Here is a 16,397-nt window from a genome sequence, read left to right on the forward strand (position 1 = left end):
TTGGCAGGAGGTTCAATGCGCTCGCTGCGGCGCGGGAAAAGAAGATCGCGCAGCGACCAGCCGCGGTTTCCGTCTTCCTGCGCGAAAGCCGGGGTATGAAAGGCGCTCGAGCCGGCGACGGCAAGCACGGCGATGGCCAGGACGAGAATCGGCAGGCGGCGAACGATCAGCCAGACACGCGCGACCGTAACCAATGAAAGTCTCCATCCCTTGGCGCATGACAGCGTGAAAAGCCGGCAAGTCATGCGCGGGCCGAAGCGCTACAGCATCCCTTCCGCTTTTGAAAGGCTGCTTCACGCCATGGGCGGCTCTATTGCTTCCGGAGCCATTTCAGCACTTCCAGGCTCGGATAGCCATCCTGGCTCAAGCCGACCTTCGCCTGGTAGGCCATGATGGCGGCCTTCGACCCCTCGCCGATCTTGCCGTCGAACTTGCCGTCATAATAACCGTGCTCGGAAAGCCGCTTCTGCAGTTCCTGCCGTTGCTCGAAGCTGAGCTTGGTGAAAGGCCGCTGCCAGTCCTGCACAAGCCCGGTGCCACCGGCGATTTCGTCGGCGAGCAGGCCGACGGCCAAAGCATATTTGTCGGCATTGTTGTAAGCCTTGATGACCGAGAAATTCCTGATCATCAGGAAGGCCGGTCCGCCCCTGCCGTCCGGCACCTTGAGCGTCGCCTTGTCGCTCAGGTTCCTGAACGGCTTGCCGTTGGCCCTGGCGACCCCGAGCGCCTGCCACTGCGCCAGCGTCTTCGATCCGGCGGGCAGCTTGCCCGGCGGCAAGGTCACTTCATAGCCCCAGGTCTTGCCGGCCTGCCAGCCGTTCTTCCTGAGCAGGTTGGCGGCAGTCGCCAACGCGTCGGGTATCGAATTCCAGATGTCGCGCCGGCCATTGCCGTCCATGTCCACCGCGTAGTGCTGATAGCTGGTCGGGATGAACTGGGTCTGACCCATCGCGCCCGCCCAGGAACCCATGAGATGGCTTTCGTCGATGTCGCCGGTCTGCAGGATCTTCAGCGCCGCGATCAGCTGGGTTCGGGCATATTTCGACCGCTTCGGGTCGCCATAGGCAAGAGTCGCCAGCGAACGGATGACATTGCGCATGATGTCGTCGCGCTTGAGGATCTCGCCATAGTTCGATTCCATCGACCAGATGGCGAGAAGGATATGGCGATCGACGCCGAACCGCGCCTCGATCCGATCCAGCCATGGCTTCCATTTGCGCGCCATTGCCTGACCGTTGGTCACCGACTGGTCATGCACGCGGTTGTCGAAATAATCCCAGGCGGGGGCGGTGAATTCCGGCTGGGTGCGGGCCTTTTCCAGCACGACCGGGTCGGGCTCGATGCCCCTCATGGCCCTGTCGTAGACTGCGCCGGAAACGCCGCCCGAAACCGCGGTGGCACGGAAGCCCGCGACCCACTGGCGGAAACCCGCATCGGCGAAAGCGGGTCCGGCGGGCATCAGCAAGGCAAGCGTGAGGCTCGCGGCCGTCACAAATGCCGTCAGGCGCCTTGCGCTGTTGCGAACGGACATCCTTTTCCTCCTTCATCAAAATTAGGAAGGATCATTCAACGCCGAACCCGGTTAGTATTTAGTTTACCATAGGTGCCATTAGGAACGAAAAGAGAGGTCGGTGCTTTAACTTTCGATTTTCAGGCCAGCCGCTCGGGTAATTCAACATTCCGGCGCGAAAATGTTCGGGGGGATTGCGGAGCGGATGGCCGCGCGGATAATGGGCTTAAACGGATGGGTAGAGCATGAAGCGAGTTCGCAAGGCAGTTTTCCCGGTCGCCGGTCTCGGCACACGGTTTCTTCCGGCCACCAAGGCCATTCCGAAGGAGATGCTGACAGTCGTCGACCGGCCGGTCATTCAATATGTGGTCGACGAGGCGCGCGACGCCGGCATCGAGCATTTCATTTTCGTGACCGGGCGCAACAAGGCGGTCATCGAGGATCACTTCGACGTCCAGTTCGAGCTCTACGATACGCTCGCCCAGCGCGGGAAGGACGACCAACTCGCCCGCCTGCAGCGGCTGCAGCCAGCGCCTGGCCAGACCAGCTTCACCCGCCAGCAGGTGCCGATGGGCCTTGGCCACGCCGTCTGGTGCGCGCGTGAACTGGTCGGTGACGAACCGTTCGCGCTGCTTTTGCCCGACATGATCATGCAGTCGGAAAAAAGCTGCATGAAGGATATGGTCGAACTCTATGCCGAGACCGGGAACAACATCATCGCCGTACAGGAATGCGACCCGGCCGAGGCCCATAAATACGGCATCGTCGGCCGTGGCGAGGACACCCATCACGGTTTCCGCATCACCGGCATGGTGGAGAAGCCGAAGGCGGGCACGGCGCCCTCCAATCTCTTCATCAACGGGCGCTACATCCTGCAGCCGGAGATTTTCGGCATCCTCGAAAGCCAGGAGCGCGGCGCCGGCAACGAGATCCAGCTGACGGATGCGATGCTGAAGCTGGAGAAGCAGCAGCCCTTCTACGGCTATCACTATAAGGGGCGCACCTTCGACTGCGGCTCGCCGGAAGGCTTCGTCGAGGCCAATGTCGCCTTCGCGCTCTGGCGCAGCGACATGAATGCGAGCATGGCCGGGGTCATCCGCACGCTGCTGGATGAGGTGCGGCCGGCGGAGCGGATCGGCGCCGCTTCCTAGGTGCTGGCTAAGCGGCGTTGGTCCTTCGGATCTCCGCGTCCGCGTCGCTGGCGCGAGGATGACGAAGCGTCAGCGCTGCACCTTCAGGCCGAGATAGACGCTGTTGGCGACATAGTCGCGACCGGGAAGGTTGCTGGTGAGCTTCTCCGTCCTGACTTTTGTGGTGAGGCCGGCATAGCGGTTCAACCACCAGGTCAGGCCGGCCTCGGCGCTCAGGATGAGATCGTGGCCATCGGAGCCGGTATAATCCCGCCAATCGATCCCGAGCGCTGTATCCGCCGTCAGGTTGGCGCGCACCTGCCGCTCGCCGGTGAGCCGGCCCGAATAGAGGAGGTCGCCGCTCTCGTTAGCGGTGGTCGTGGTCTCGACCGTGGTTCTTCCGGTGAGCCCGATGATGGTGCCGCGCTCGGGCGACCATTTGAGGTCGGCGTTGACGTAGGGCCCCGCAATAGCCGGCAGACGGTCGTCATCAATGCCTTCGCGCAGCCATCCGACGGAGAACTCGCCGGAGAGCTTCTCGCGCATGTCTAGCTCGAGGCCGGCACGCGCGCCGAGCCGCGTCGAGGAGCGCTCGAAATCGTTGCTGTCGAGGCGCAGATCGTAGATCCGCCGGCCGGCTTCCACCTCAAGGAATGGCGTCATGGCCGGTGAGACCTGGTAGCCGGTACGCAAGGTCGCAGAGTAGAGCGTGGAGTCGCGATCCTTCAGCGACAACACGGTGCCGTCCGAGAGCTTGGCGTCGCCGTAGGTGTCGTGCGTGACCGCGCCGGTCAGCGCGTAGCGCATCTTGCCGACATCCTTCTCGATGCCGAGGCTGCCGTCGACCGTCTGCCGCAGCGGCTGTGAGGTGACGCCGGCAATCGCATCCGGCGAGGACGCCGATTCCGGCACCGCTTCATAGCCGAGCTTGGCGATGGCGCGCAGTTCATTGTCGAGGTCGACATTGAGCTGGCCTTCGATCCGGCCCTGCGCATCGTTGATCTTCTGGCCCGTAAGCGTGTTGCGAAAAAGGCCGTAGCCGTCGATGACGGCCGAATTCTCGCGCCAGTCGGAGGTGGCGGAGAAACGCAGCGCGGTTTCGGACAGCACAGCCGACCTGCCGCCGGCGCTGGCATCGGCATTGGAAGTCGCGGTGAGGCCTTGCTCGAGTGTCGGACGGAAGACGAAGGTGCCGAGCTTGATGCCGGGGGCGGCGAAAGGATCGTCCTCCGGCTTCACTTTCTGGCCCTCGATCGATCCTGTGCGCTCGGCGCCGGGATCGAGCTTCTGCCGGTCGACGCTGTCGATGGTGACGGCGCGGCGGTTCGCGCCGTCATCCTCGGTGGCCGCCGTTTCGGCCTGATCGCCGGTGGCGGCCTTGGCCGTGCTGTCGGTCGTCTGGCCAGGCTTCTTCTTGGCGTTTTGCTTGCCGGCCGCCTTGGCATCGCTTTTCGCCTTGGCACCCGCACTCCGCCTTGCAGTCGAAGGCCGGCGTGGGGCGGCCATTGTCTGACCGTCGGCGCCGGGGTCGTCGGTGGCTTGCGGCTGGTCGAAGATGCTGCCCGCCGCGCCCCCGGCCTGGTCGTCGTCGGGCACCGCGCCTGGGCTTGCCGGCTCATAAGGGTTGGCGGGCGTCTGGTCCTCAGCCGTCTGGGTCGCTGGAACCGCTTGATCCAGCGATCCCTGCGGGCGCAACTGTCTCGCCTTGCGTTGCTGGTCGGCCAGGATTGCCGATTCGGAGACCTCGCCGCGCAACTCGGTTTCCTGCGAAAATGCCGGCACGGTGCGCAGCAAGGCGACGATGCTTGCCGTCAGCAAAAGCGCTGCAACGGCAATGCACTTCCGGCCCTTTTTCGTATCTGGCTCGCCGCCGAACATCATCACCACTGCTTGCGCGGCGCAGGCGCGCCATACTTACCGGACCGTAAATGCGGATGGTTAACGGAGGGTTGAAACAGGCCAAGGACCCTGTCCGCGACGCACGCGAGACGGGAATTCCGTTGGACAGGCGGGCGACATGGCGCTAATGGCATCTGCCATGCACGCGGGGTCCTCAGAAAGAAAGCAGCCGGACAGGCAGGCAGCGATTGAATCGGCGCTGAGAACGGTGGCGACGGAGCAGGCCGGCATGGCCGCGCTTGCAGCCGCTCTCGGCAACGGCTTGTCCGAACCGTTCGCTGCCGCAGTGGATGCCATCGCGCGGATCGAGGGCCGCGTCATCGTCACCGGCGTCGGCAAGAGCGGCCATATCGGCTCAAAGATCGCGGCGACGCTCGCCTCGACCGGCACGCCTGCCTTCTTCGTCCATCCGGCCGAGGCCAATCACGGCGATCTCGGCATGATCGCCAGGGACGACGCCATCATCGCCATGTCGTGGTCGGGCGAGAGCAAGGAACTGATGGGCATCGTCGCCTATTCCAGACGCTTTTCGATCCCGCTGATCGCCATCACCTCGGGCGAGAATTCGGCGCTGGCGCGCGCCGCCGACGTCGTGCTGTTGCTGCCGGCCGCGCCGGAGGCCTGTCCGCACGGGCTGGCGCCGACGACATCGGCGCTGCTGCAGCTGGTCATGGGCGATGCGCTGGCGATCGCGCTGCTCGAGGCGCGCGGCTTCACGCCGGACCATTTCCGCACCTTCCATCCCGGCGGTCAGCTCGGCGCCAATCTGATGCAACTGCGCGAGATCATGCATGTCGGCGAGCGGCTGCCGCTGGTGCCGTCGGGCACGGGAATGCGCGAAGCGATCGTCGAGCTGTCGCGCAAGGGTTTTGGCTGCGTGGCGATCACCGGCGCCGACGGTTCGCTGATCGGCATCATCACCGACGGCGACATCCGCCGCCACATTGCCGATGACCTTCTGTCGATGAACGTCGATGAGGTGATGACAAAGAAGCCGAAGACGGCTGCCCCCGACACGCTGGTGGCGACGGCGCTGCAGACGATCAATACATCGGCCATCACCAGTCTGATGGTGGTCGAGGCCGATCGCCCCGTGGGGCTAGTGCATCTGCACGATCTGCTGCGCATCGGCGCCGCTTGAGATGGGCGAGACTCAGGACACGCAGGCCTGATCCCAAGCGGCTTCAGAATAGGAAATCCGCAAACTCAGACGGCCTCCACCGTCAGCTCCAGATCGGTGTCGGCGGCGCCGGTCACACGCACCTGGGTGCCGACGGGCAGGTCCGGGCCGGAGACACGCCACAGCGTGTCGCCGAGGCGGATGCGGCCGCGGCCATTCTTGATGGGCTCGGCCAATGTCGCCGTGCGGCCGACCATCTGAGCGCCGCGGCGGTTGAGCAGCGGCTGGTCCGCATTGACGGCACGATCACCCACCAGCTTCTTGCCGACGAAGGCTGAGGCCAGGGAGAGCACGAGGAAGGCGAGCACCTGGAGCTGCCAAGTCCAGAAGGCAGCATCCCAAATCAGCAGCGAAACCGCGCCGATGATCAGCGCGGCGATGCCGATCCACAGCATGAACACGCCGGGCGCGACGATTTCCATCACCAGCAGCACGAAGCCGAGGACCATCCAGTTCCACGGGCCGAGTTCCGATACGATGCGCTCGATCATTGACCTTCTCCCACCCAGATGGCGTGCCTCAATTGTCCGACGGTCGCACGAGCGGCGTGCGCGCGCCCTGACGTTGCGGGCCGGAAGGGCCGTCGGCCTTGAACACTTCGCGGGCGATCTCGCCGATGCCACCGAGCGAACCGATCAGCGATGAGGCTTCGAACGGCATGAGCACGATCTTGTTGTTGCTGGACGAGCCGATCCTGGCCAGCGCCTCGGTGTATTTCTGCGCGATGAAGTAGTTGATCGCCTGCACGTCGCCCTTGGCGATGGCTTCCGACACCACCTGGGTCGCCTTGGCCTCCGCCTCGGCGGAACGCTCGCGCGCTTCGGCATCGCGGAAGGCGGCTTCCCTGCGGCCTTCGGCCTCGAGGATCTGCGACTGCTTCATGCCTTCGGCGGCCAGGATCTGGGCGCGCTTGTCGCGCTCGGCGATCATCTGGCGGCTCATCGAATCCACCAGATTGGCCGGCGGGTTGATGTCCTTGATCTCGACGCGGGTAATCTTGATGCCCCACGGGTGCGCGGCCTCATCGACGACGCGCAGCAACCGCTCGTTGATCGCATCGCGGTTGGACAGCAATTCGTCGAGGTCCATCGAGCCCATGACGGTACGGATGTTGGTCATGGTGAGGTTGAGGATGGCGTTCTGCAGCCCGGAGACCTGATAGGCGGCCTGCGGGGCATTCAACACCTGGTAGAAGGCGACGCCGTCGACGCCGACGATTGCATTGTCGCGGGTAATGATCTCCTGCGTCGGGACATCGAGCACCTGCTCCATCATGTTCATCTTGGCGCCTACGCGCTCGAAGATCGGATTGATGATGTTCAGGCCGGGCGTCAGCGTCTTGGTGTAGCGGCCGAAACGCTCCACCGTGTAGTTGTAGCCCTGCGGCACCGTTCTGATGCCTTTGAAAAGAAGGATGATGACGAGGAATACAAGAACAATGATGGCAATATCGAAACCGCTAAACCCCATTTCGTTTCTCCCTCAAAAGGCGGCGACCTCGCGGAATCACTTAAGTGTGTTTCCGCAGCGTTACAATCAGGTGATCGCGAATATTGGTTAGCGAAGGCTATTGCGAACCGGTTTCGCCGCCTATTATCGGACGTCAGACCCAGCCTGACAGTTCCCGCCGCACCAGCGCCTCGATCACTGCCATGCCCTCGGCGCTGTCGTTGAGGCAAGGGATGTGGGCGAAGTTCTTGCCGCCGGCATGGTGGAATGTCTCGGCGGCCTCGCGGCCGATTTCGTCCAGCGTCTCGATACAGTCGACGGAAAAACCTGGATTGACGACCGCGATCGATTTGACGCCGTCCTTCGCCAGCTTCTCGATAGTGACGTCGGTGTAGGGCTGCAGCCATTCCTGGGCGCCGAAGCGCGACTGGAAGGTGGTGATGAGCTTCTTCTCGTCCCAGCCGAGCCTTGCCCTGAGCAGCCTCGTCGTCTCGAGGCAATGCGCCTGGTAAGGGTCACCCTTGTCGGAATAGGGTTTTGGGATGCCGTGGTAGGAGGTGATCACCACCTCCGGCGCGAAATCGAGCGTCGCCAGGTTTTGCTCGATCGAACGGGCGAGGGCGTCGATATAGACCGGCTCGTCATAATAGGGCGGCACACTGCGGATGGCCGGCGCTTGCCTGATCTTCATCAGCGCCCGGAACAGCTGGTCGTTCGCCGTCGCCGTGGTCGTCGCCGAATATTGCGGATAGAGCGGAAAAGTGAGGATGCGCTCGCAGCCCTGCTCGACCAGCCGGCGGACGACGCTGCCGGTCGAGGGATTGCCGTAGCGCATGGCCCAGTCGACCACGACGGTTGGCAGATCAGCAAGCGCAGTGGCGAGCTTCTCCGCCTGCGAGCGGGTGAAGGTGCGCAGCGGCGACTCGTTCTTCTCCCGGTTCCAGATCCTGGCGTAGTTGGCGCCGGACTTTGTCGGCCGCGTTGTGAGAACCAGCGCGTAGAGGATCGGATACCAGATCGCCTTGTTGAGCTCGATGACGCGCGGATCGGAGAGAAATTCTCTGAGATAGTGCCACATTGGCTTGAAATCGGTGCCGTCGGGCGTGCCGAGATTGATCAGCATGATGCCGATCTTGCCCGCCTTCGCCGGCGCGGCACCCGCCGGCGCCGGACCGGCGGTCTTGGCGGCTTTCGCATCGGCAGGATTGGCAAGCGTCATCGACGGTCTCCGGTTGTCGGTGCGAAAACTAGCGATGCCATGCCGGTTTTGGAATGCTGCGTCTGGACGCACCTTACCGCGTTTGCGTCTGAAAACGGAACACCCGTCCGGTCTCCCGGACGGGCGCCATGAACTTCCGGCGAAAGGTTACTTTGCGGCCGGCGGAATGGTCAGCGTTGCTCCGAGCGGCAGACGGCGCGGCCTGTAGTCCTTGTTGGCCTCGGAGATCAGCTTCCATTTGCTGCCGTCGCCATAGTTTTTCTTGGCCAGATCCCAATAGGTGTCGCCGGCGGCAACCACATGGCTGGTCTCTGGGCTGGCCTCCGGACCGGTCGCGGCCGGCTTGGCCTCGGCGGGCGCTGTTTCGGCCGGCTTGGCGGATTCGGTCGCAGGGGCGGCGGTCGCCGGCGCAGTCTCGGCAGGTTTTGCTGTCTCCGACGTTGCCGGTGCCGTCTCGGCCGGAACGGCCGGCGGCGTCCCGGCGATGTCGCCGGAATTGGACGGCAAAGCCGGCATGGCAGGCTCGGTGGCCGCCGGCGCCGTCTCGGCCGGCTTCGCGGGTTGGGCGGCAGGCGGCGTCGTGGCGGTCTCGGCAGGTTTTGCCGGCTCCGCGGCCGCTGTCGTGGCGCCGATCTCGGTGATGCGGCCGTCGAGCTTCGGTGTGTAGGGGCGGTGCGCGCCGAGATAGTCGGCCACCACCTGCTCCAGGCCCGGGCCGTAGTCATAGGCGTCTGTGGCCTTTTCGGCGAAGACCTTGTAGCCGTCGCCGCCCTGGCGGACGTAGTTGTTGGTGGCGACGAGATACTGCTTGTCCGGATTGATCGGCACCCAGGCGCCGTTCTCCATCACCTCGACCGATTTGACGCGGCCGGCATTGGGCGCGACCGACTTGTTGAAGGCATATTTCAAGCCGGCCACCTGCGGGAAGCGACCGGCGCCGTCCTCGACCTGGCTGACGCCGCTTTCGAGACCGGCGACCAGATCCTTGCCGGAGATCTTGAAGGTCGCCAGCGTGTTCTGGAACGGCAGCACCGTCAGCACTTCGCCCATGGTCACGGTGCCCTGGTCGATCGAGGCGCGCAGTCCGCCGCCATTCGAGATGACGATCTCGACGCCCTGGCCCTTGACCCGATCGAGGACGGCGTCGGAGACGAGATTGCCCATTTCGCATTCGCGGGTGCGGCAGCTTTCACGACTGCCATCGATCGGCTTGGTGGTCTCCGCCACTTCCTTGTTCTTCAGCGCCTCGATCGGCGCGCCAAGCTCCTTGATGCGGGCGAGCACCGCCGGATCGGGCGTGATCGACTTGTCGAGAAAGATCGGGTCGCCGCTGGCCGACTTGACGACGCCGTTGTCGTCGAACACGACCTTGAATTCGCCGAGATATTTCGAATAGGACGCCGCCTGCACCACCGGCACCTTGTAGCCGTCGGGATTGTCGACCATCGTCGGGTAGGGGCCTGCCGCCTTCGGATCGGTGTTCGACAAAAGCGTGTGGCTGTGGCCGCCGACCACCACGTCGACGCCGGGGATTTTCGCGATGACGTCGCGCTCGCGGTTGTAGCCGATATGGGTGACGGCGATGATCTTGTTGATGCCCTGCGCCTTCAGTTTCTCGACCTCGGCGGTGATCGACTTGACGTCGTCCGCGATGGCAATGTTGGGGCCGGGCGAGGCGAGTTCCGGAGTGTCGTTGGTGACGGCGCCGACGATGCCGATCTTCTGGCCGCCGACCTCGACCACGATGGACGGCTTGACCTTGCCGTGGGCGCCGGACTTGTCGTTGGGCACGACGTTGGCGCTGACCACCGGGAACTTCGCCTTGTCGAGGTAAGGCACAAGCGCGCTTTCGCCGTCGTCGAACTCATGGTTGCCGAGCGTCACCGCGTCGGGCTTGAGCTGATTGAGGAATTCCTCCTCCGCTGCTCCCTTGTAGGTGATGTAGAACAGCGATCCCTGGAAGCTGTCGCCTGCATTGAGCAGCAGCACGTTCTGACCTTCGAGCTTCTTGCGCTCCTGCGCGATCGCAGTGACCAGCCGGCCGGCGCCGCCAATGCACTCGCCTTTGGTCTCCTCCTCCGCGGAACATGTCGACTCGTATTTGTTGTTGCCTTCGATGCGGCTATGCCAATCGTTGAAATGCAGGATGTTCAGCGTGTAGTCGGCAAAAGACGCTCCGGCCGAGAGGCCAAGTGCTGATGCGGAAAGGGCGGCAATGGCGGCAAATTTCTTCATTTCTCGTCTCCCGGATGAGCTGACTTGAAGTGCTTAAAGCCCTCGCTTGGCTGGAAGGTAACAGTCAGCTTCGGGTCATGTTCACATCGCGTTTTGGCCGATGCAAGCGGAAATCGGGAGGAGGTTTGCCGGCACAAAAAAGGACGGCGGCTCGCGCCGCCATCCTCAACAAAGTCGATCTCTGCCTGAGCTCAGGCCCGGCGCGTCAGCACGAAATTCTGACCACTGGAGCTGGTGCAGTTGAGCTGGCTGGTAGAGACCATCAGGCAGTTGAAGCTAACCGGCGTCTGGCGGATCAGCGAGGTGCCGTGGATCTCGACCGAGGTCGCGCCGGTCATGGTGTAGCTGCCCTCGGACAGCTTCTGGCCGGTATCGGTCGCGACGGTGGTGAAGCTGCCGGCCGCGAAAGTCGAGAGGCCGGTGCCCTTGGCGTCGATCCAGTTGCCCTCGACGCCCTTGGGCGCCGCTGCGATCGGCTCCGAAGGGCCGGTGGTGGTGCAGGCGGCCGCGGCCAGAAGGCTTGCCGCGGCGCCTGCCGAAAGCAATTTGCGCGCAATGGTCATTTAGAATCCTCTCCTCTCGCGTCGGCCCGAAAACCGATCTCCGATCTTCGGAAAAGCACGATGCGTGCATTCAAAGTGCTAGAGTACTTTGTGCGTCCGAAGGAACGCCCGTTTCTCTAGGCCGCCCGTCTTCAATCGCCCGATTTCCGGGCGATTGCAAGGTGGAGACGCGGGTAGGCTTGGCTGCTATCGCACCAGGATGTTGCGGAACTGCCACGGATCGTCCTTGTCCAGATCCTCGGGGAAAAGCCCCGGGCGATTATCAAGCGGCGTCCAGTCGGTGTAGTAGCCCCTGACCGGCCCGAGATAGGGAAGCTGCACTTCCAGGCAGCGCCGGTAGTCCATCTCGTCGGCCTCCACGATGCCGGCCATCGGATTTTCCAACGCCCAGACCATGCCGGCGAGCACCGCCGAGGTGACCTGCAGGCCGGTGGCGTTCTGGTAAGGCGCCAGTTTGCGCGCCTCGGCCAGCGACAGCTGCGAGCCGTACCAATAGGCGTTCTTGGCATGGCCGTAGAGCAGCACGCCGAGCTCGTCGACGCCGTCGACCAGCTCGTTCTCGTCGAGCACGTGATGCACCGGTTGCGCCTTGCCGGCGGCGCCGAACATCTCGTGCAGCGACAGCACGGCATCGTTGCAGGGGTGATAGGCATAATGGCAGGTCGGGCGATACTGAACCTTGCCCTTCTTGCCGCGCACGGTGAAGAAGTCGGCGATCGAGATCGCCTCGTTGTGGGTCACGAGGAAGCCGTATTGCGGGCCGGGCGTCGGGCACCAGGAGCGCACGCGCGTGTTGGCGCCCGCCTGCTCCAGGTAGATCGCCGCCTGCGAGCCGTGCTTGTGCTTCTTGCCGTTCTTCGGCATCCAGGTCTCATGCGTGCCCCAGCCGAGCTCGGCCGGCTGCAGGCCTTCCGAGATGAAGCCCTCGACCGACCAGGTGTTCCAGAATACATCCATCGGCTTCGGCTTCTTGGTGCGCTGGGTATCGCGCTCGGCGATGTGGATGCCCTTGACTCCGGCCTTCTTCATCAGCTTCGCCCAGCCCTCGCGGTCGTGCTCCGCCGGGACCACAAACTCGAGCCCGAGATCGGTGGCGAGGTTGACCAGTGCCTGCTTGACGAACCAGGAGACCATGCCAGGATTGGCGCCGCAGCAGGAGATCGCCGTAGTGCCGCCGGGAGCCTTCTCCTTCTCCTGGCGCACGCTCTCGCGCAGCGCGTAATTGGTGCGCGAGGCATTGTCGGCCTTGTCGTCGAAATAGAAGCCGAGCCACGGCTCGACCACCGTATCGATATAGAGCACGCCGAGCTTGCGGCAGAGCTTCATCAACTCGAGCGAGGAGGTGTCGACCGACAGGTTGACGCACATGCCCTGACCGCTGCCATTGGTGAGAAGCGGGGTCAGAAGCTTCTTGTAGTTCTTCCTGGTCACCGCGTCCTGAACGAAGGCGATGCCGCGCTCGTCGAGCAGCATGCGGTCGCTGTCGCGCGGGTCGATGACCACCATGCGCGACTTGTCGAACTTGAAATGGCGTTCGATCAGCGGCAGCGTTCCCCGTCCGATCGAGCCGAAGCCGATCATCACGACAGGGCCGGTGATTTCACCGTAAACGGGCCAGTTCTCGTTCGCCATTTTTTCGCATACTCCTTCAAACACGGGAAAGTCCGGCATTTTTCGCCGGTAGCCCTACATCACAGATCATTGTCACAAACCAGCAAAAACCGCCAACCGACGGCCAAACCGGCCTGGCGGTTTGGTTAAGCCACCATGGCCATGCCGGCGAGGTACGAAACCAGCCGGTCGCGGTCCGCGCTCAAACCCTTGTAGTCGAGCTGCGCCTGATCGAGAGCATCGAGCTGGTCGGCGAAGGAGGCCGCAAGCGCGACCTTGTCGGGGTGTCGGGCAAGCACCGCCAGCGGGTCGAGATGGATGCGGATGGTGAAAAGGATGTCGCGCGACACCGGCAGCTTGCGCAAGGTCTGACGCTCGACGCGAATGAAGGCATGGGCGTTGATGTCACCATCCGGAAAACGAGTCGGACGGTTCGTGGCACGGTCGATCCGCTCCCCGTTGGAAAGTGGATGATAGAGCGCGTCGCCCGCCTGGATCGACCAGTTGAAGCGCTCGACCGCCTGGCCCTGCAGGCCGTCGAACATGCGGTTGATGAGGTCCGCAGGCCGTGTGCCGGGGCCGAAGCCGGGCACCGGCGCGTGGATCTGTTGCAGCGGTTTGCCGAATTTCTCCTGGAGCGACCAGGACGACGGAAAGCAGAGCGAGCCGGCGGCGAGCCGCCAGCCGCTGTCGTCGCGGCGCATCAGGATCAGGTCTTCCTGGATTAGCAGCGAGGCTGCGACCAGCGGGGCGTCGGGGCCCACATTGCTGCCTTCGGGGCCGGCTACCTCGATCCCGGCACCCTTGCGGCGGTAGGTTTCGGGATGTTTCGCCAGCAGGTGCGCTCCAAGCAGATCCAGCACCTCCTGCTGCGCCTCACGCGTGCCCTCCTCCTCGACAAAAACCCGGCTTGGGATTTCCGCGTAGAGACGGCGCTTTTCGGCGAGATGCGGCAAAAGAAACTCGTCGAGCTCGATCCATCGATCGAGATCGAGCGGTTTCAGCCCGATGGTGAAAAGCCTTGACGATCCGTCATAGGGCGTATGGGTCGGCGGGCGAACACTCATGCTTCCTTGAAGGCGTCCAGTTCGGTGGCGGTCAACCGCGCCGCGAATTCGGTGATTTCGTAGTCGGCCGCGCCTGCCTCGGAGAAAGGGTCGGCCGCCAGTCTGGCGTCAAGCACGTCGCGGGAACCGCGCGCGACGATGATGCCGCCGGTCCTTGGCCGTTTCGGTCCAGACGCAACAAAAATGCCTTCCGCGTAGCAGGCCTTCAGCCATTCGACATGCGCCGGCGCCAGCCGATCGATCTCGGTCAGCGGCACCTTGTAGTTCAGCGAAACGATGAACATTGCATTCTCCTGCTTGGCGTCATGCCAGCCTCGCCGGGATCAACCCACGTAGCGAATTGCCGACGTGAAGCGCCCTCGCCGACTTCAGATCGTCAAAGCTGTAGATCGCTTCGCGGGCGCGGCCATCGTCCAGCAGCTCGCCTCGCAATACGCCAGGCAAAAGGCCGCAGTCGAGCCGGGGCGTGGCCAACACGCCGTCGCCGAAATCGGCGAACACATTGGTGATGGTTCCTTCGCAGATTTCTCCGCGCTCATTGGCCAGCAGCACTTCGTCGGCGCGGGTGGCGAGGTATTCGGCGCGCGCCTGTTGGTAGGTTTCGCGGCGGCTGGTCTTGTGACGCAGCAACAAGTTACCGGAATCGAGGCGGACCCGCGCCAGCTGCAGACGCCATGCCCTGTCTGCGGGAAGCTGCTCAAAGGGCTGCGCGGCGGCTGTCGCCTCGCCGTTGCGCTGCAGTGCAAGCCGGGTGCGCAAAGCGATCCGCTGCCCGCCGGTCGCGTTCTTCAGCACTTCGCCGATCCGCTGCGGATCGCACGCAAAGCCGAGCTCCGCCGCCGAGGCATAAAGCCGCGCAAGGTGGCGCTCGAAGCGCAGAAAGCCGGACCCCGGCTGCCAGCGCATGGTCTCGATCAGCTCGAAGTCGGGACGGTTCCCGTCGCGAAGCGCGCTTTCAGAAGACACTCCCGGTACTCCTCCTCGGCGGTGGAATCGAAGACCACGCCGCCGCCGACATTGTAGACGGCCTCGCCATTGGCAAAGAGCGAGATGGTGCGGATCGCCACCGAGAACCGCATCGTGCCGCCGGGCGCGACCCAGCCGATGGCGCCGCAATAGACGTCGCGCGGCACGCCCTCCAAATCGTGCAGGATCTCCATGGCGCGGATCTTCGGCGCGCCGGTGATCGAGCCGCAGGGAAAGAGCGCTGCGAAGACTTGGCGAATACCGATATCAGGCAGGAGCTTCGCCCGCACCCGGCTCACCATCTGGTGCACCGTCGGGTAGGTCTCGATGCGGAATAGCTCCGGCACTTCCAGCGTGCCGACCTCGCTGATCAGCGAGATGTCGTTGCGCAGGAGATCGACGATCATCCGGTTCTCGGCCTGGTTCTTCTCGTCGTTGCGCAGGAACGCCTTCAGCCGCGCGTCCTCGGTCTTGGTGGCGCCGCGCGGCGCCGTGCCCTTCATCGGGTGCGTCTCGATCATGCCGTCCGCATCGATCTCGAAGAAGAGTTCCGGCGAGCGCGACAGCACGATCGGATCGCCGAACGAGATCAGCGCGCCGTATTTCACCGGCTGGCGCCCGGTCAGCGCCTCGAAGGCGGCAAGCGGATCGCCCGACCATTGCGCATGGACCGGAAAGGTCAGATTGCCCTGATAACAGTCGCCCTTGCGAATATGGTTGTGGAGGCGCGCGAAGCGGACGGCGTAGTCCTCGGCGGACCAGGATGCGCGGGCGTCGAAGATCGGTCCGTTGCTGGCGGGGCCTTCGTTCCGCGGCACGGCCTGTTCGAGCGGCGCATCGAAGACACCGAGACAGATCAGCGGCGCGCGGCGGCCCTCTGGCAGCAACGGCACCAGTTTCGGCTCCAGCAGGTAGCCTGCCTCATAGGAGAAATAGCCTGCCAGCCATTTGCCCGCGTCGGAGGCGGCCTGTGCCGCTTCCAGCGCCGGCGTGAATTCGTCCGCGGCTCGCGCCGTGATGACCTCATGCGGCCCGTCAAAGACGAGCTGGCGGCCGGTCTCGTCATTGCGGAATATTGCTGAGGGCAGGGACATAAGCCTCGGATGGGGTCGATTAAGTCGATCGCTCTATATGGGGGCGCGGCGAGGCGCAATCGAGAGAGCGGCGTCGGAGGGCGTAAAGGCATCTGGTCCAAAGCAAAAACGGCGCCCAATGGACGCCGCCTGCGCTGGGAAGGCACAGCGAGATCAGTTGTTGTTCGAGGTCGCCGTGGGGAACCGGCTAGCGAATTCGGCCTCGTCGCCCGCGGCCAGCAGTTTCGCCTGCTCGATCCATTTCTCGCGCGCGATGCGGCCGTCGAAATTGAGCACCTCCTCGACGCGCTTGACGTCGGCATCGGTCCAAGCGGCGATCTGGGCATAGGACGTGACGCCCTGCGCCTTGAGCAGCTTTTCATTGACCGGGCCGATGCCGATCAGGCGGCGCTGATATCGACCCCGACCCCAGCCAGATCCTCATCTGCAAGACCGTCAGCGGCAAAATCGGCTTCGACCAAATCCGCCGCGGCC

Annotated in this window: 14 protein-coding genes and 2 pseudogenes; 2 read left to right on the forward strand and 14 right to left on the reverse strand. The window is 63.9% G+C overall.

From position 1 onward, the window contains the following. Both EOA32_RS39900 and EOA32_RS16890 read right to left on the reverse strand, forming a co-directional pair. Positions 1-194 (reverse strand): annotated as a pseudogene (locus EOA32_RS39900) (DUF459 domain-containing protein); the annotation flags it as partial. Between the two features lie 116 nt (positions 195-310). Beyond that, positions 311-1,531, reverse strand: a complete 1,221-nt coding sequence (locus EOA32_RS16890) for a lytic murein transglycosylase (RefSeq protein WP_127404345.1) — start codon at positions 1,529-1,531, stop codon at positions 311-313. Positions 1,532-1,755: 224 nt separating this feature from the next. Here EOA32_RS16890 and galU point away from each other — a divergent pair, with 224 nt between their 5' ends. After that, a complete protein-coding gene (gene galU / locus EOA32_RS16895) occupies positions 1,756-2,661 on the forward strand; it encodes a UTP--glucose-1-phosphate uridylyltransferase GalU (protein ID WP_067002516.1) in 906 nt (301 codons plus the stop codon). Positions 2,662-2,730: 69 nt separating this feature from the next. On the opposite strand, the gene EOA32_RS16900 is transcribed toward galU, so the two are convergent. Further along, entirely contained in the window at positions 2,731-4,518 is a 1,788-nt protein-coding gene (locus EOA32_RS16900) for an outer membrane beta-barrel protein (protein ID WP_128372352.1), read from the reverse strand. Between the two features lie 160 nt (positions 4,519-4,678). Between EOA32_RS16900 and EOA32_RS16905 the strand changes: the two genes are divergently transcribed. After that, a complete protein-coding gene (locus EOA32_RS16905) occupies positions 4,679-5,680 on the forward strand; it encodes a KpsF/GutQ family sugar-phosphate isomerase (protein WP_067002758.1) in 1,002 nt (333 codons plus the stop codon). Positions 5,681-5,745: 65 nt separating this feature from the next. On the opposite strand, the gene EOA32_RS16910 is transcribed toward EOA32_RS16905, so the two are convergent. From EOA32_RS16910 to EOA32_RS16960, 11 genes and pseudogenes are all read right to left on the reverse strand, one after another. After that, positions 5,746-6,210 carry an NfeD family protein gene (locus EOA32_RS16910; protein WP_127325192.1) on the reverse strand — a complete coding sequence of 155 codons (465 nt, stop codon included), beginning with the start codon at positions 6,208-6,210 and terminating at the stop codon, positions 5,746-5,748. A 28-nt stretch (positions 6,211-6,238) separates the two neighbouring features. Continuing rightward, entirely contained in the window at positions 6,239-7,189 is a 951-nt protein-coding gene (locus tag EOA32_RS16915; RefSeq protein WP_067002512.1) for an SPFH domain-containing protein, read from the reverse strand. A 133-nt stretch (positions 7,190-7,322) separates the two neighbouring features. After that, positions 7,323-8,387, reverse strand: a complete 1,065-nt coding sequence (hemH, locus tag EOA32_RS16920; RefSeq protein WP_128372347.1) for a ferrochelatase — start codon at positions 8,385-8,387, stop codon at positions 7,323-7,325. A 147-nt stretch (positions 8,388-8,534) separates the two neighbouring features. Next, positions 8,535-10,622 (reverse strand): 5'-nucleotidase C-terminal domain-containing protein, encoded by a 2,088-nt coding sequence (locus EOA32_RS16925; protein WP_128372348.1) that lies wholly within the window; start codon positions 10,620-10,622, stop codon positions 8,535-8,537. Positions 10,623-10,813: 191 nt separating this feature from the next. After that, positions 10,814-11,185, reverse strand: a complete 372-nt coding sequence (locus EOA32_RS16930; RefSeq protein ID WP_067002507.1) for a hypothetical protein — start codon at positions 11,183-11,185, stop codon at positions 10,814-10,816. A gap of 186 nt (positions 11,186-11,371) precedes the next feature. Next, positions 11,372-12,817 carry a homospermidine synthase gene (locus tag EOA32_RS16935; protein WP_128372349.1) on the reverse strand — a complete coding sequence of 482 codons (1,446 nt, stop codon included), beginning with the start codon at positions 12,815-12,817 and terminating at the stop codon, positions 11,372-11,374. 125 nt (positions 12,818-12,942) lie between these two features. Then, positions 12,943-13,863, reverse strand: coding sequence for a DUF3445 domain-containing protein (locus tag EOA32_RS16940; RefSeq protein WP_095777130.1), 921 nt, complete (start codon positions 13,861-13,863; stop codon positions 12,943-12,945). Continuing rightward, on the reverse strand, positions 13,860-14,147 hold the full coding sequence (locus EOA32_RS16945; RefSeq protein WP_067002501.1) for a YciI family protein: 288 nt from the start codon (positions 14,145-14,147) through the stop codon (positions 13,860-13,862). The genes EOA32_RS16940 and EOA32_RS16945 overlap by 4 nt, the downstream gene beginning before the upstream one ends. A 19-nt stretch (positions 14,148-14,166) precedes the next feature. After that, entirely contained in the window at positions 14,167-14,829 is a 663-nt protein-coding gene (locus EOA32_RS16950) for an aminotransferase class IV family protein (RefSeq protein WP_128372350.1), read from the reverse strand. After that, the gene (locus EOA32_RS16955; protein WP_128372351.1) at positions 14,778-15,923 is read right to left on the reverse strand and encodes an aminodeoxychorismate synthase component I; all 1,146 of its coding nucleotides are present in this window, start codon (positions 15,921-15,923) and stop codon (positions 14,778-14,780) included. The genes EOA32_RS16950 and EOA32_RS16955 overlap by 52 nt, the downstream gene beginning before the upstream one ends. Before the next feature lie 153 nt (positions 15,924-16,076). Next, positions 16,077-16,313, reverse strand: a pseudogene (locus EOA32_RS16960) (proton-conducting membrane transporter); the annotation flags it as partial. Between the last annotated feature and the right edge of the window lie 84 nt (positions 16,314-16,397).

The organism is Mesorhizobium sp. M1A.F.Ca.ET.072.01.1.1 (assembly GCF_004023325.1).
In the GTDB taxonomy this organism is placed as follows: Bacteria; Pseudomonadota; Alphaproteobacteria; order Rhizobiales; family Rhizobiaceae; genus Mesorhizobium.

Coding starts and splice junctions, on each gene's coding strand:
- EOA32_RS16890 (WP_127404345.1), bottom strand. CDS start 1,531: ATGTCCGTTCGCAACAGCGCAAGGCGCCTGACGGCATTTGTGACGGCC.
- galU (WP_067002516.1), top strand. CDS start 1,756: ATGAAGCGAGTTCGCAAGGCAGTTTTCCCGGTCGCCGGTCTCGGCACA.
- EOA32_RS16900 (WP_128372352.1), bottom strand. CDS start 4,518: ATGTTCGGCGGCGAGCCAGATACGAAAAAGGGCCGGAAGTGCATTGCC.
- EOA32_RS16905 (WP_067002758.1), top strand. CDS start 4,679: ATGCACGCGGGGTCCTCAGAAAGAAAGCAGCCGGACAGGCAGGCAGCG.
- EOA32_RS16910 (WP_127325192.1), bottom strand. CDS start 6,210: ATGATCGAGCGCATCGTATCGGAACTCGGCCCGTGGAACTGGATGGTC.
- EOA32_RS16915 (WP_067002512.1), bottom strand. CDS start 7,189: ATGGGGTTTAGCGGTTTCGATATTGCCATCATTGTTCTTGTATTCCTC.
- hemH (WP_128372347.1), bottom strand. CDS start 8,387: ATGACGCTTGCCAATCCTGCCGATGCGAAAGCCGCCAAGACCGCCGGT.
- EOA32_RS16925 (WP_128372348.1), bottom strand. CDS start 10,622: ATGAAGAAATTTGCCGCCATTGCCGCCCTTTCCGCATCAGCACTTGGC.
- EOA32_RS16930 (WP_067002507.1), bottom strand. CDS start 11,185: ATGACCATTGCGCGCAAATTGCTTTCGGCAGGCGCCGCGGCAAGCCTT.
- EOA32_RS16935 (WP_128372349.1), bottom strand. CDS start 12,817: ATGGCGAACGAGAACTGGCCCGTTTACGGTGAAATCACCGGCCCTGTC.
- EOA32_RS16940 (WP_095777130.1), bottom strand. CDS start 13,863: ATGAGTGTTCGCCCGCCGACCCATACGCCCTATGACGGATCGTCAAGG.
- EOA32_RS16945 (WP_067002501.1), bottom strand. CDS start 14,147: ATGTTCATCGTTTCGCTGAACTACAAGGTGCCGCTGACCGAGATCGAT.
- EOA32_RS16955 (WP_128372351.1), bottom strand. CDS start 15,923: ATGTCCCTGCCCTCAGCAATATTCCGCAATGACGAGACCGGCCGCCAG.